13 protein-coding genes (1 of these 13 cut by a window edge) are annotated in these 15,404 nt (G+C 42.4%); 6 read left to right on the top strand and 7 right to left on the bottom strand.

The features are described 5' to 3' along the window. The 7 genes from gyrA to dnaA form a co-directional block, all read right to left on the bottom strand. A protein-coding gene (gyrA, locus tag CDO84_RS20305; RefSeq protein ID WP_014662458.1) for a DNA topoisomerase (ATP-hydrolyzing) subunit A crosses the window boundary here: on the bottom strand, nt 1-2,400 show its 5' portion. Its footprint begins 66 nt before the window's first position; only the first 2,400 of its 2,466 coding nucleotides appear in the window; the start codon lies at nt 2,398-2,400; its stop codon lies off the left edge, out of view. Nucleotides 2,401-2,610: 210 nt separating this feature from the next. Next, on the bottom strand, nt 2,611-4,527 hold the full coding sequence (gyrB, locus tag CDO84_RS20300) for a DNA topoisomerase (ATP-hydrolyzing) subunit B (protein WP_014662457.1): 1,917 nt from the start codon (nt 4,525-4,527) through the stop codon (nt 2,611-2,613). A 53-nt stretch (nt 4,528-4,580) separates the two neighbouring features. After that, complete coding sequence (remB, locus tag CDO84_RS20295) at nt 4,581-4,826, bottom strand: extracellular matrix regulator RemB (RefSeq protein ID WP_003219266.1); 246 nt, start codon at nt 4,824-4,826, stop codon at nt 4,581-4,583. A 17-nt stretch (nt 4,827-4,843) separates the two neighbouring features. Then, complete coding sequence (recF, locus tag CDO84_RS20290) at nt 4,844-5,956, bottom strand: DNA replication/repair protein RecF (protein ID WP_040081112.1); 1,113 nt, start codon at nt 5,954-5,956, stop codon at nt 4,844-4,846. Nucleotides 5,957-5,971: 15 nt separating this feature from the next. Continuing rightward, entirely contained in the window at nt 5,972-6,187 is a 216-nt protein-coding gene (gene rlbA / locus CDO84_RS20285) for a ribosome maturation protein RlbA (RefSeq protein ID WP_003226810.1), read from the bottom strand. 130 nt (nt 6,188-6,317) lie between these two features. Further along, on the bottom strand, nt 6,318-7,454 hold the full coding sequence (dnaN, locus tag CDO84_RS20280) for a DNA polymerase III subunit beta (protein WP_040081113.1): 1,137 nt from the start codon (nt 7,452-7,454) through the stop codon (nt 6,318-6,320). A gap of 188 nt (nt 7,455-7,642) precedes the next feature. Then, a complete protein-coding gene (gene dnaA / locus CDO84_RS20275) occupies nt 7,643-8,983 on the bottom strand; it encodes a chromosomal replication initiator protein DnaA (protein ID WP_003242674.1) in 1,341 nt (446 codons plus the stop codon). A gap of 626 nt (nt 8,984-9,609) precedes the next feature. Between dnaA and rpmH the strand changes: the two genes are divergently transcribed. The 6 genes from rpmH (at nt 9,610) to mnmG (ending at nt 15,396) form a co-directional block, all read left to right on the top strand. Then, nucleotides 9,610-9,744: a 50S ribosomal protein L34 gene (gene rpmH, locus CDO84_RS20270; protein ID WP_003178075.1), complete on the top strand. Its 135-nt coding sequence runs from the start codon at nt 9,610-9,612 to the stop codon at nt 9,742-9,744. 151 nt (nt 9,745-9,895) lie between these two features. Then, nucleotides 9,896-10,246 (top strand): ribonuclease P protein component, encoded by a 351-nt coding sequence (gene rnpA, locus CDO84_RS20265; RefSeq protein WP_003242628.1) that lies wholly within the window; start codon nt 9,896-9,898, stop codon nt 10,244-10,246. A 144-nt stretch (nt 10,247-10,390) separates the two neighbouring features. Continuing rightward, nucleotides 10,391-11,176: a YidC family membrane integrase SpoIIIJ gene (gene spoIIIJ, locus CDO84_RS20260; protein WP_050982297.1), complete on the top strand. Its 786-nt coding sequence runs from the start codon at nt 10,391-10,393 to the stop codon at nt 11,174-11,176. Further along, on the top strand, nt 11,173-11,799 hold the full coding sequence (gene jag, locus CDO84_RS20255; RefSeq protein WP_040081117.1) for an RNA-binding cell elongation regulator Jag/EloR: 627 nt from the start codon (nt 11,173-11,175) through the stop codon (nt 11,797-11,799). The genes spoIIIJ and jag overlap by 4 nt, the downstream gene beginning before the upstream one ends. A 310-nt stretch (nt 11,800-12,109) precedes the next feature. Continuing rightward, the gene (mnmE, locus tag CDO84_RS20250) at nt 12,110-13,489 is read left to right on the top strand and encodes a tRNA uridine-5-carboxymethylaminomethyl(34) synthesis GTPase MnmE (protein ID WP_040081118.1); all 1,380 of its coding nucleotides are present in this window, start codon (nt 12,110-12,112) and stop codon (nt 13,487-13,489) included. 20 nt (nt 13,490-13,509) lie between these two features. Next, nucleotides 13,510-15,396: a tRNA uridine-5-carboxymethylaminomethyl(34) synthesis enzyme MnmG gene (mnmG, locus tag CDO84_RS20245; protein ID WP_040081120.1), complete on the top strand. Its 1,887-nt coding sequence runs from the start codon at nt 13,510-13,512 to the stop codon at nt 15,394-15,396. Nucleotides 15,397-15,404 lie beyond the last annotated feature (8 nt).

The following is a 15,404-nucleotide window of genomic DNA, read 5'->3' as shown; positions in this document are numbered from 1 at the left end:
AACATGTTCTTCTTCTGCCATTCTGATGAGACGCACACCTTGAGTGACACGTCCGGTGATTGAGATATCACTGATGTCCATTCTAATGAGTACGCCGCTCGCTGTAATAATCATTAGATCCTCTTCACCTTTAGTAGCTTTCACTGCTACTAGTTGGCCGTTGTTCTCGGTGATTTTTGCTGTTTTGAGCCCTTTTCCGCCCCGGCTTTGGGTTCTGTACTCTTCAGCCGGAGTCCGTTTTCCGTATCCTTTTTCAGTTACGATAAGGACGTGTGACTCTTCCTCTAATATCTCCATGCCGACAACAACGTCGTCATCTGTCAGGGTGATGCCTTTTACGCCTGCCGCAGTTCTTCCCATCTCCCGGACATCTGTTTCAGGGAAACGGATCAGTAAACCGTTTTTCGTTCCGATGATGATTTGTTTTGTACCATCAGTCAGACGTACACCCATCAGTTCATCATCCTCACGAAGACTCAAAGCGATTAGGCCATTGTTGCGGATATTAGCGAATTGAGACAGCGAAGTTCGTTTTGAAACCCCGTGCTTTGTTGTGAAGAAAAGGTAAAGCTCCGCATTGAATTCCGTGACTGGAATAATCGCGTTGATCCACTCACCCTTTTCTACTTCCAGCAGGTTAATAATCGGGATTCCTTTTGCCGTTCTGCCGTATTCAGGGATTTCATACCCTTTTGCACGATACACTTTCCCCTTGTTTGAGAAGAAGAGAATCGTGTCATGAGTTGACGTAGAGATCAAATGCTCAACGAAATCATCTTCGTTTGTTCCCATTCCTTGTACACCTTTACCGCCTCGTTTTTGACTGCGATAAGTTGATGCAGGAAGACGTTTGATGTACCCGTTGTGTGTCAGAGTGACGACGATATTTTCTCTCTCAATGAGATCTTCATCTTCAATTGTCTCTAGTCCAGAAGTGACGATCTCAGTACGTCTTTCATCGTTAAAACGCTCTTTGATTTCCGTGAGTTCTTCACGAATAATCTCAAGCACTTTATATTCATTTGCCAAGATGTCTTTTAGCTCTGCAATTAATTTAACAAGAGATTGGTATTCTTCTTCGATCTTTTCACGTTCCAGTCCTGTTAAACGCTGGAGCCTCATATCAAGGATCGCTTGTGCTTGCTTCTCTGTCAGTGAGAATTGTTCAATTAAACCTGTTCTCGCAATTTCAGCCGTTTGAGAATTACGGATAAGGGAAATAACTGCATCGAGATGATCCAGAGCAACTCTCAAGCCTTCAAGGATGTGAGCCCTCGCTTCCGCTTTACGCAATTCATAGGCAGTACGGCGTCTAATTACGACTTTTTGGTGGTCAAGGTAATGCTCCAGGCATTGCTTAAGAGTTAAAACTTTCGGCTGACCATCAACAAGTGCAAGCAAGTTGATACCAAAAGATGTCTGTAGAGCAGTTTGTTTGTACAGATTGTTTAGAATGACATTTGCATTAGCATCACGTCTAATTTCAATGACAATTCTCATACCTGTACGATCTGACTCATCACGCAGATCTGTAATGCCCTCTATCTTTTTATCCCTAACGAGATCAGCAATTTTCTCGATTAGTTTCGCCTTATTTACTTGGTAAGGCAACTCTGTAACAATAATTCTTTCTTTACCTGAAGATGTTTGTTCGATCTCAGCTTTTGCCCGAATTGTAATAGAGCCTCGGCCAGATTCGTATGCTTTCCGTATACCGCTTCGGCCCAAGATTTGACCCGCAGTCGGGAAATCAGGACCTGGAATGACTTCCATAAGCTCTGGAATTGTAATGTCCGGATTCTCACTGACAGCAAGTACACCGTCAATGATTTCTCCCAGCTGGTGCGGAGGAATGTTTGTTGCCATACCTACCGCAATGCCCGCAGCACCGTTCACGAGCAGATTTGGGAACCTCGAAGGCATAACGACAGGTTCTCTTTCTGAACCGTCATAGTTATCCTGATAATCGATTGTGTCTTTTGTGATGTCTCGAAGAATTTCCATCGAGATTTTAGACATTCTTGCTTCTGTATAACGCATGGCAGCCGCTGAGTCTCCGTCAACAGAACCGAAGTTTCCGTGACCGTCAACGAGCATATAACGGTAGTTGAAATCCTGAGCCATTCTGACCATGGATTCATATACCGCTGAATCACCGTGCGGATGGTATTTCCCGATAACCTCTCCAACGATACGCGCGGATTTTTTATAAGGCTTGTCACTGGTCATGCCCAAATCATTCATTGCATATAAAATCCGTCTATGAACCGGCTTTAAGCCGTCACGAACATCTGGAAGAGCACGGGACACGATAACGCTCATTGCATAATCCAAGAAGGACGTACGCATTTCCTGACTGATATTTATTTCACGAACTTGTGGTGTGTTTTGTTCACTCATTAAAAAACCTCCCTGAAGTATCACATGAAATATGTGGGAGTAGATTGTCCATTATGACCTTCAATACGATTTCACTATTCTCCATTATATCAATAAACTTATGATTATACACATTAAATTGCTAGAATATATAGGTATTGCAAGCATTGCTGCATCTGATCTTGTTTAGAAAAAAGCCTTATTTCTTATTGGAAATAAGGCTTTTTATGATTAGATGTCAAGATTTTTAACGTATCTCGCATTTGCTTCTATGAAGTTTCGGCGCGGTTCTACTTTGTCGCCCATCAGCATTTCGAATGTCTCATCCGCATCCATTGCATCTTCAAGAGTTACCTGAAGCAGCGTTCTAGAGCTAGGATCCATGGTTGTCTCCCATAGCTGGGTGGCATTCATTTCACCAAGACCTTTGTAACGCTGCAATCCAGGCTTAGGTGTTTGAGGAAGCGTTTTTAACAAGTCTTCAAGCTCCTTGTCATTGTACGCATATTCGACACGTTTCCCCTGTTGAACCTTGTAGAGCGGCGGCTGTGCAATGTACACATAGCCATTTTCGATGATTTGGCGCATATATCTGTAAAAGAACGTTAACAGCAGGGTTCTGATGTGCGCGCCGTCAACATCGGCATCTGTCATAATGACAACTTTATGGTAACGGGCTTTCTCTAGGTTGAAATCTTCCCCAATACCTGTGCCAAGTGCTGTAATCATAGAGCGAACTTCGTTGTTAGAAAGGATCTTGTCCAGTCTTGCTTTTTCAACGTTCAAGATTTTACCTCTAAGCGGCAAAATAGCTTGGAAATGTCTGTCCCGTCCTTGTTTAGCAGATCCACCGGCAGAGTCACCCTCTACGATATATAACTCGGAAATGCTCGGATCTTTTGAAGAGCAGTCCGCTAGTTTACCGGGAAGGTTTGAAATTTCCAAAGCGCTCTTGCGGCGTGTAAGTTCACGCGCTTTTTTCGCAGCCATTCTAGCTCTTGCCGCCATTAAACCTTTATCGACAATTTTTTTGGCCGCATCTGGATTTTCCAGCATAAATGTTTCCATTGCCGCAGAAAATAACGTATCGGTGATGGTCCGAGCTTCTGAGTTGCCTAGCTTTGTTTTCGTTTGGCCCTCAAACTGCGGATCAGGGTGTTTGATTGAAATAATCGCGGTCAGCCCTTCTCTTACATCATCTCCGCTTAGGTTGGGGTCATTTTCTTTAATAAGCCCTTTTTTTCTGGCATAGTCGTTGATAACACGAGTCAGGCCCGTTTTGAAGCCAGCTTCATGGGTACCGCCTTCGTACGTGTTAATGTTGTTTGTAAACGAGTAAATGTTGCTTGTGTAGCTGTCATTGTATTGTAAAGCCACTTCAACCGTAATGCCGTCCTTTTCGCCTTCAATGTAAATCGGCTCTTCATGGACAACTTCTTTAGAACGGTTTAAATACTCTACATAACTTTTAATTCCGCCTTCGTAATGGTACTCGTTTTTACGCTCTTGCCCTTCACGTTTATCTTCGATCGTGATGTTTACGCCCTTTGTCAAAAAGGCTAATTCACGCACGCGGTTGGCAAGCAGATCATAATCATACTCAGTTGTTTCTGTGAAAATTTCAGGATCCGGGACAAAATGTGTCGTCGTTCCTGTATGATCCGTTTCGCCAATGATTTCAAGGTCTGAAACCGGAACTCCGCGTTTATAGGTTTGGCGATGAATTTTACCGTCACGGTGAACCGTCACATCAAGCTCTGTTGATAGTGCGTTCACGACCGACGCACCTACACCGTGTAATCCACCGGATACTTTATAGCCGCTTCCGTCAAATTTTCCTCCGGCATGAAGCACCGTCATAATGACTTCTACCGCAGGACGGCCCATTTTTTCATGAATACCGACTGGAATACCGCGGCCATTATCTACAACCGTGATACTGTTGTCTTTTTCGATTTGAATATTGATATCTTTACAATAACCGGCGAGGGCTTCGTCAATACTATTGTCGACAATTTCCCATACCAGGTGGTGAAGGCCTTTGCTGTTTGTCGAGCCGATATACATCCCCGGTCTTTTACGAACAGCTTCCAATCCTTCTAGTACCTGTATCTGATTTTCATCATAACTGTTTTGCTGCTGTTCCATAGCCACGTCATTCACCTACACTTTTCTAAACGATATATTCGTGATAAAAATTTCTAAGAATCTATTTCAAACATAAATTGCGCACGTTTTTTTAATGTGCTGGAAGATAAGGGAGAGTAATATATATTCTGAACCGTGACTACGATAGATTTGGGCGTGCCGTTTACGGAAGGCACCACCTTGTGTTTCTGTTTTTTCAGAAATTCTTCAACAATAGGCGACATGTTGGCTTTAAAGTCAAAAATGCCGACAATATCTCGTGTTGAAACCACAAAGTCATCACCTAAATGAATATACAATTGCTCACCTCATTTCTTCACTTCACTAACGCACCATTTTGCACACGGAACATTCCTGCTTGACGTAAGGTTTCGTGATCAATGCCATCAACGCTTGTCGTTGTGACAAACGTTTGTACACGGCCTTGGATCGTATGAAGCAAGTGTGACTGGCGATAATCATCCAGTTCACTCAGTACATCATCCAATAGTAAAATGGGATATTCTCCGATTTCTTCATGGATCAGGTCAATCTCCGCCAGCTTAAGGGACAACGCCGTCGTTCGCTGCTGTCCTTGAGAACCATACGTCTGCACATCGCGTCCGTTCACATAGAAAAGGACATCGTCACGATGAGGCCCTGACAAAGTAACACCGCGCTCGATTTCTTTTTCTCTTAATTTAGAAAACGCTTCTTGATAGCTATCTCCTATTTTCGACAAGTCTACGGGATCTGATACATCAAGAGCTGTATGGTACTTCAAGGTCAGTTCTTCAAGCCCTCTTGAGATGCCTGCATGGACGGGCTGCGCCCATTTTTCGAGCTGTGCTGTAAACTGCAGGCGTTTTACGACGACTTTTGCTGCAACTTCCACAAGCTGATCGGTCAAAACATCGAGCATCGTCCGGTCTGTTTGTTTTCTTGTTTGCAGCTGTTTTAAAAAATGATTCCGCTGGGAAAGGATTTTCTGGTAAAGAGAAAGGTCATGAAGGTAGACGGGAGAAACCTGTCCGATTTCCATGTCAAGAAACCGCCTTCTCACTTGAGGGCTTCCCTTTACAAGATTTAAATCTTCCGGCGCAAACATAATGGTGTTGAGGGCCCCGACATACTGGCTGAGCTTTTGCTGTTCAATATGATTGACCTTGCCCTTTTTACCTTTTTTGGAGATGACGAGCTGCATCGGGATCGCCCCGTTTTGCTTCATCACTCTTCCCTCTATTTTAGCATAGTCTTTGTCCCACCGTATAAGTTCTTTGTCATTTGATGTCCTGTGCGATTTCGCCATAGACAAGACATAGATCGCCTCCATGAGGTTTGTCTTCCCCTGGGCGTTTTCACCGATGATCACATTTACTTTATTTTCAAATTGAAGTTCAGCATGGTCGTAGTTGCGGTAAGATGTCAGTTCTAAGTTCTGGATATACAATCAGTGTCACCCGCTTTAATTGACGACTTGAAATGAACCAAATCCTTCAATCTCTACCACATCTCCAACATACAGCTTTCTGCCTCGGCGGTTGTCCGGCTCATCGTTCACAAGCACTTCATGCTCGCTTAAAAACCACTTCGCCATACCGCCAGACTGAATCACATCGGCTAATTTTAAGAATTGTCCGAGTGTAATCATCTCTGTATCAATTGAAATCGGATTTGCCATTATATCGACCTCTTTCAAATATCACTAATATCTAATTGTACTAAAAAAAAACGAATTAGGGAAAGGGAAAACTTGTCGGAGCAGTTGCCGAATAGAAAAGCTGCCGACGGGTCGGCAGCAGTGTATCGGATTAATAGGTTCTGACAGGAAGGATAAGCTGTACAATCGTTTCATCATTCGGCGTGCGAATTAAGAAAGGTCTCATTGCACCTGTAAAGCTTACGCGTATTTCTGCTCCTTCAAGCACCTTTAGTGCATCCAGCATATATTTTGGACTAAAAGAGATATTTAATTCCTCACCCTCAATTTGATCCGCAACAATTGCTTCCACAACTTTACCGATTTCAGGGGAGTTAGAAGAAATTTCAATGGATTCAGCTGGTTTTGCGGACAGCTTCACCACGTTGTTGCGTCCCTCTCTGGCTAAAAGAGATGCACGATCAATGGCCTGAAGGAATTCTTTTGTGTTTACAATGATTTCTGTTTTGCTGTCTTGCGGAATCAGACTGGTTGTGTCTGGATAATTTCCGTCCAGAAGCCGTGAGAAAAATAAAACGTTTTTCGCTTTAAACAGAACTTGAGTTTCTGTGATTACGATATCTACGAGTTCCTGATTGTCATCCAAAATCTTGCTGAGTTCAGTTAAACTTTTTCCTGGAATCACGACGTTATAAGATCTGTCTTCTGGAATATCAAGTTTCGCTTTTCTTAAAGCAAGACGATGACTATCCGTTGCAGTGCATAATAATTCACTTCGTTCCACTTTCCAGTTTACACCTGTCAAGATAGGGCGTGTTTCTGAGGTGGACACTGCGAATACTGTTTGTCTGATTAAATTTTTTAATAAATCAGTTGGAATCTGAATCGCATGATGTTCTTCAATCTGCGGCAAGTGAGGATACTCATCAGCATCCAGTCCGTTTAGATTAAATTCAGCTTTACCAGAACGAATAATCGTCAAATACTGATTTTGCACTTCGATTTCGACAGTTGCCATCGGCAGTTTTTTTACAATTTCGCTAAAGAAGCGGGCCTGTAAAACGATGCTTCCGGGCTGTTCGATAGTGACGATTTCTTTATCTCCTTCTTCTTTTGGAATGAAGGATTCAATAGAAATATCTGAATCACTTCCTGTAAAGGATACGCCATCATCTGATGCAACAATTTTAATACCAGTCAGAATGGGAATCGTAGTTCTGGATGAAACTGCTTTTAATACATCTTGGACACTTTCAACAAGACGATCTTTTTGAATCGTGAATTTCATTTTTATCCTCCTAACGGATAATGTATTAATATATATATTTTTAAAAAATAGTAGAAGTAATAGTAGGGCCTGTGGATTTGTGGATAAGTTGTGAAAAAGACAGGAAACACAGCCTATCCACATGTGGACAGACTGTGTATGACTTCCGAAAAGTTATTCACACTTTCCCCGATTAATCCCCGGTCCTGCTATTTAAGCTGTTCTTTAATTTCTTTTACATGCTGCTGAAGCTGTTCGTCATCTGCCAGCAGTTTTGAAATTTTTTCATGCGCATGAATAACGGTTGTATGATCCCGTCCTCCAAACTCTTCGCCGATTTTAGGAAGAGAGGAATCAGTCATTTCCCTTGATAAGTACATGGCGATTTGACGCGGAAAAGCTACTGACTTTGTCCGTTTTTTTGCTTTGAAATCCTCGAGTTTAATATTAAATTGCTGGCCTACTACCCTCTGAATTTCTTTTATCGTAATGACTTTCGGTTTTGATGAAGGAATAATATCTTTCAGCGCCTCAGCGGCCAGATCAGCATTAATATCTTTATTAATTAAAGATGAGTAAGCAACAACTCTGATTAATGCGCCTTCCAGCTCCCGAATATTGCTGTCGATTTGATTCGCGATGTAAAGCATAACCTCGTTTGGAATATCGAGGCCCTCTGCTTTGGCCTTTTTTCTTAAAATCGCAATTCTCGTTTCCAGATCAGGCGGCGTGATATCTGTAATCAGGCCCCATTCAAAACGTGAGCGCAATCTGTCCTCAAGTGTCGGAATTTCCTTTGGAGGCCGGTCACTTGAAATGACGATTTGTTTGCTTTCTTCGTGCAATGTGTTAAATGTATGGAAAAATTCTTCCTGGGTTTGTTCTTTCCCCGCTAAAAATTGAATATCATCTATCAAAAGCACATCAACATTTCGATAGCGATTGCGGAAGTCGACGGCTTTATTATCTCGGATAGAGTTGATGAATTCGTTTGTAAATTTCTCAGAAGACAGATAAACCACTTTGGCAGAAGGATTATGATCTATTACATAATGGCCGATCGCATGCATTAAGTGTGTTTTCCCTAAGCCGACGCCCCCATAGATAAATAAAGGGTTGTAAGCTTTCGCGGGTGCTTCCGCTACTGCAAGGGAAGCTGCGTGTGCAAATCGGTTTCCAGATCCGATGACAAAAGTATCAAAAGTATATTTTGGATTGAGCATATTTTGAGGAAAATCAGATGTATCTTCTTTGACCGCCTTTTTGACTTGCGGTTTCGGCATAAAGTCCTCAACATCTTGATTTTGAGGAATGACAAACTTAATGCTCAATTCTTCCCCGGTTAATTCATATATAGTATCTGCAATCAGATGCAAGTATCTGGACTCCAGCCAGTCTCTGGCAAATTCATTGGGAGCCGTGATCGTTAAGGTATCTCCTTGCAGTGAGTGGGCTTTGGTTGACTTCATCCAAGTCTCAAAACTCGGTTTGCTCAACTTTTTTTCGATTTGAGCAAGGGCTTGGTTCCACAGGTCTAATATATTTTCCATCTTCCGGCACGTCCCTCCTTTTCATAGAAAATGGCATCTTTCTCTGTTATAGAACACAAAAAAAGAGCAAATGGCGCTTACCATTCGTACACATTAAATGTTGAAAACATATAATATAGTAGATAAATAGCTTTTCGACAAATTTCACAACTTGTGGACAACCTTCTACACAAGCTGTGTGAAATCAATCCACAACTTATCCACACTTTGTGGATAAAGAGGAAAGGTAAGATTAGTAATCAAGAGTTAAAACACAAATATAATACCAAAATAAACGAGAGCTTGCAATGGTTGTCACAATCTTATCCACAAAGCGGACAACCTGTTGAAAAATTATTGTCCACAGGGGTTGGTAATGTGAAAATGTTGTCGATAACCTTTGTGGATATTAAAAAAAGTCGAAAAAGATATCCACACGCGTGTTTTTAGGGGCAAATTGTTTGGATCTGTCTTTTTTTCGTTAAATTAAGGAATCTAAAAAATAAGGTTTCGAAAGTTGAAAAGGTATGGTATCCTATTATGGTTGCAAGAAATAAAAGCACTAGTAAAGTTGACAATGAATAGGTAACGCAAATATAATAAGTAAGACTGTCTTTAACAGCTATTCCTCGAGGGAGGTGTCATAAATGAAAAGAACATTCCAACCGAATAACCGTAAACGCAGCAAAGTTCATGGCTTCAGAAGCCGTATGAGTTCAAAAAACGGTCGTCTAGTTTTAGCACGCCGTCGCCGCAAAGGCAGAAAAGTATTATCAGCTTAGGCCACTGAATAATGTCAGTGGTCTTTTTTCACGTTATGGGAAAAGATAGATGTGATGCGTAATGAACCGGGGCATGCTCCCTGGTTCAAATGCATCTCATTTTCATAATAAAATTTAAAAGTTTCTGCCAGCCAGTATCGGAGTGAGTCATTTGAAGAAGCGAAATCGTTTAAAGAAAAATGAAGATTTTCAAAAAGTGTTTAAACATGGGACATCAGTTGCAAACCGCCAGTTTGTCTTATATACGCTTGATCAGCCTGAAAATGATGAGCTGCGTGTCGGGCTTTCCGTCAGCAAAAAAATTGGCAATGCTGTGATGCGAAATCGGATCAAACGATTGATTCGGCAGGCCTTTCTTGAAGAGAAAGAGAGACTGAAGGAAAAGGACTATATCATTATTGCCAGAAAACCGGCGAGCCAGCTGACATATGAGGAAACGAAAAAAAGTCTGCAGCATCTATTCAGAAAGTCTTCATTATATAAGAAATCTTCGTCAAAGTAGGCATCACCACTGCTTTCTTACAACTTTTAAAAGCGCTTCCTTTCTGGTTGATCAGAAAAAGACACCATTTAAAACTGAAAGATGCTAAAATACATACAAGTATGCTTTGCAATAAAAGAGTGTAAAGATTAATTATAGGAGGAAATGTTGTTGAAAAGGAGAATAGGGTTGCTATTAAGTATGGTTGGCGTATTCATGCTTTTGGCTGGATGCTCGAGTGTGAAAGAGCCGATCACTGCAGATAGTCCGCATTTCTGGGACAAGTACGTAGTATATCCATTGTCTGAGCTCATTACGTATGTAGCGAAATTGACGGGAGATAACTACGGACTTTCAATTATTCTAGTTACCATTTTAATTCGTTTATTAATTTTACCGCTGATGATTAAGCAGCTGAGAAGTTCGAAAGCGATGCAGGCTTTACAGCCGGAAATGCAAAAGCTGAAAGAAAAATACAGCTCAAAGGATCAAAAAACACAGCAAAAGCTTCAGCAGGAAACAATGGCTTTATTCCAAAAGCATGGTGTTAATCCATTGGCGGGATGTTTCCCGATTTTGATCCAGATGCCGATTTTAATTGGATTCTATCATGCGATCATGAGAACACAGGCGATTTCAGAGCATAGCTTCTTATGGTTTGACTTAGGAGAAAAGGATCCTTTCTATATTCTTCCTATCGTTGCCGGTGTCGCTACATTTGTTCAGCAAAAACTGATGATGGCGGGCAATGCGCAGCAAAATCCGCAAATGGCGATGATGCTTTGGATTATGCCAATTATGATTATCGTATTTGCGATCAACTTCCCGGCGGCTCTTTCTCTTTATTGGGTAGTCGGTAACTTGTTTATGATTGCGCAAACTTTCCTCATTAAAGGGCCTGATATTAAAAAAAATCCTGAGCCGCAAAAAGCCGGAGGAAAGAAAAAGTGAGGAATGTGACTGCTGCAGGGCGAAATGTCGATGAAGCAGTACAGTCCGGATTGCAAGAGCTGGGATTAACGAGGAATAAAGTAGAAATTACTGTTATTGAAGAGGGACACAAAGGGTTTCTCGGTATTTTCGGTAAAAAGCCGGCGATCGTCAAGCTAGTTGAAAAGATTGATCCGATTCAGCAAGCGAAGTCTTATCTTCAAACGATCGCCGAAGCCATTGCCGGAAAGTCTGATGTGACTGTTCAAGAAAGCAAAAAGACAGTGAGATTCCATATAACAGGTGAAAAAACGGCATTGTTGATTGGGAAAAGAGGACAAACCTTAAATGCTCTTGAAACATTGACACAGCTAGTTCTTAACCGTTATCCAGGTCAATATAAAAATGTGACGGTGGATGCAGAAAACTATCGTTTGAAAAGAAAGGAAACGCTGAGCCAGCTGGCCATCAGGCTTGCTGACCAGGTCTTGAAAACGAAAAAAGCAATCCAGCTTGAGCCTATGCCATCCAGTGAAAGAAAAGTTATTCATGATACTCTTTCTGGATATGCAAACCACCAGATCAAAACATATTCAATGGGTGAAGGCGAAAATCGCCATCTCGTTATTTCCCATAAAAAATAGCATAAAACCGAAGTCCGGTAAAAATCGGATTTCGGTTTTTTTGTATGCGAAAAATCTACTTTTCCTAGTAATATCAAGGTTTTGCCGTTTAAGTTTTTTCTTTTTAGGTGTATCCTGTTGATAAAAAGGAAGTTCAGGAAATAAAATTAATTGTTATTCACATGTGGATAAGTTAAAGTAATAAGGGATGAATTTCTATTTCTGTGGATAACACATCTTCCACTTCGAACCAAACTATGTTATCTTTTAGTTTTGGCATAATAAAAATTTTTTTATATAGATGAAACATAAGTAAAGAGAGGTGAACAGCATGGATACAATTGCGGCAATTTCCACACCGATGGGAGAAGGCGCGATTGCGATTGTACGGTTGAGCGGACCAGAAGCCATTCAAATCGCAGATAAAATTTATAAAGGACCGAAGGGGAAAACACTCGGCTCGGTTGAATCACATACGATTCATTATGGTCATATCGTAGACAGACCTTCAGATCGTGTCGTTGAAGAAGTAATGGTATCAGTGTTAAAAGCGCCGAGAACTTTTACACGAGAAGATGTTATCGAGATTAACTGTCACGGGGGAATTGTGACTGTGAACCAAGTGCTTCAGCTCGCATTGAGAGAGGGAGCGAGACTGGCAGAGCCTGGCGAATTTACGAAACGTGCGTTTTTAAACGGGCGAATCGATCTTTCACAGGCGGAAGCGGTTATGGACTTAATCAGAGCGAAAACGGACCGGGCAATGAACGTTGCTATGAATCAAATGGAAGGGCGTCTTTCTGCTTTGGTGAGCCGTTTACGCAGTGAGATTTTAGAAACACTGGCCCATGTTGAGGTGAATATCGATTATCCGGAGTATGATGATGTAGAGGAAATGACGCATCAGCTTTTAGTTGAAAAGGCAACCGCCGTGAAAAAGGAAATTGAGGCGCTGTTGAGGACTTCTGAGCAAGGAAAAATATTGCGTGAAGGTCTTTCTACCGTCATTATCGGCCGGCCGAACGTAGGAAAATCATCTCTTCTGAACAGTCTCGTTCATGAGGCAAAAGCCATTGTAACCGATATTCCCGGAACGACACGGGATGTAATTGAGGAATACGTGAATGTAAGAGGCGTCCCGCTTCGTCTGGTTGATACAGCAGGTATTCGCGAAACAGAGGACATTGTTGAGCGAATCGGTGTTGAACGTTCTCGCCAGGTTCTGAAGGAAGCGGACCTGATTTTACTTGTTCTTAATAATAGTGAAGAGCTTTCTGAAGAAGATGTAAAACTTTTTGAAGCCGTTGAGGGCATGGACGTTATCGTGATTTTGAATAAGACTGACCTTGAGGCGAAGATTGACACTGAGCGTGTCCGTGAACTTGCCAATGGACGTCCAGTTGTTACGACATCCCTTTTAAAAGAGGAAGGCATCAATGATTTGGAAGAAGCGATTCAATCGCTGTTCTATACGGGAGCCATTGAAAGCGGGGATCTGACTTATGTCAGCAACACACGTCACATCTCTATTTTACAGCAAGCAAAACGCGCCATTGAAGATGCGCTTAGCGGCATCGAACAGGATGTCCCGATCGACATGGTGCAAATCGACCTTACAAGATGCTGGGAGCTTTTGGGCGAAATCATCGGAGATTCTGTCCACGAAAGCTTAATTGATCAGCTCTTTTCACAATTCTGTTTAGGAAAATAATAAAAGGAGGAACTAGAATCATGGGGTATGAAGCAGGCCAATACGATGTGATTGTGATTGGCGCCGGGCATGCCGGTGTTGAGGCTGCCCTCGCATCTGCACGTCAAGGCGCCAAAACGCTTGTCTTGACCATCAACCTAGATATGGTTGCATTTATGCCATGTAATCCGTCTGTCGGCGGCCCCGCAAAAGGGATTGTCGTCCGTGAAATTGACGCGCTTGGCGGAGAAATGGGAAGAAACATCGATAAAACGCATATTCAAATGAGAATGCTGAATACAGGAAAAGGTCCTGCGGTTCGTGCATTGCGTGCACAAGCAGACAAATTCCAATATCAGCACGAAATGAAAAATACACTTGAAAAAGAACCAAACTTAACATTGCTGCAAGGAATTGTGGAGCGGCTGATCGTTGAAGACGGCGAATGCCGAGGTGTGGTTACACAAACCGGCGCACATTATCGTGCGAAAGCAGTTGTCATGACGACAGGGACCTATCTAAGAGGACGAATCATTCTTGGCGATCTGTCTTACTCAAGCGGCCCAAACAATCAGCAGCCTTCTATTAAGCTTTCTGAGCATTTGGAGGAACTGGGTTTTGACCTTGTTCGTTTTAAAACAGGTACGCCGCCTCGCGTTAAAAGCGACACGATTGATTACAGCAAAACGGAAATTCAGCCTGGTGACGAAGTGCCTCGCGCTTTCTCATATGAAACAGTGGAGTATATCACAGATCAGCTCCCTTGCTGGCTGACATATACAAGCCCTGAGACACATGAGATTATTGACAGCAACCTGCACCGTTCACCGATGTATTCCGGTATGATCAAAGGTACTGGCCCAAGATATTGCCCGTCCATTGAAGATAAAGTTGTACGATTTAATGATAAACCGCGTCACCAGATCTTCCTTGAGCCGGAAGGCAGAAATACACAGGAAGTCTATGTCCAAGGTTTATCTACTAGTCTTCCAGAAGACGTACAGCAAAGAATGCTTGCAACGATTCCTGGACTTGAAAACGTGCAAATGATGAGAGCCGGCTATGCGATCGAGTATGATGCGATCGTACCGACACAGCTCTGGCCGACACTTGAAACGAAAAAAATCACCAACCTTTACACTGCAGGCCAAATTAACGGAACATCCGGTTATGAAGAAGCCGCGGGACAAGGAATTATGGCGGGAATCAATGCAGGACGAAAAGCGCTTGGAAAAGAAGAAGTGATTCTAAGCCGTTCTGACGCCTACATTGGTGTTCTGATTGATGACCTTGTAACAAAAGGGACTAATGAGCCTTATCGTCTCTTGACATCACGTGCTGAATACAGATTGCTTCTTCGCCATGATAATGCTGATTTGCGCCTGACAGAAATCGGGCACCGCATTGGATTGATTTCTGATGAGCGGTATGCAGCTTTTGAGAAGAAAAAAGCGGCGATCGAAGCGGAGAAAAAACGTCTGTATTCTGTAATTATCAAGCCGTCTCCAGAAAACCAAGAATATATCCGTTCTCTTGGCGGAAGTGAATTGAAAGATGGAGTTCGCGGCACAGACTTGATGAAACGTCCTGAAATGAACTATGAAACAGTCACAAAACTGGCGCCGCCAGAAGTGCCGGTTCCTCAAGACGTGGCAGAACAAGTGGAAATCCAAGTGAAATATGAAGGATATATTGAAAAATCTCTTCAGCAAGTGGAAAAACTGAAGAAGATGGAAAATAAAAAAATTCCGGATCGAATTGATTATGACGCAATCAAAGGGATCGCGACTGAGGCACGTCAAAAGCTGAAAAATGTGCGCCCTCTGTCTGTTGCCCAAGCTTCCCGCATTTCCGGTGTAAACCCGGCGGACATTTCAATTCTATTGGTGTATTTAGAGCAGGGACGCATTGCGAAGATAGCCGAGTAGAAAGGATG

Source organism: Bacillus sp. MD-5, from assembly GCF_002201875.1.
GTDB classification, from domain to species: domain Bacteria; phylum Bacillota; class Bacilli; order Bacillales; family Bacillaceae; genus Bacillus; species Bacillus stercoris.
Note: the sequence above shows the minus strand (reverse complement) of the source record. Positions and strands in the feature narration are given on the sequence as shown.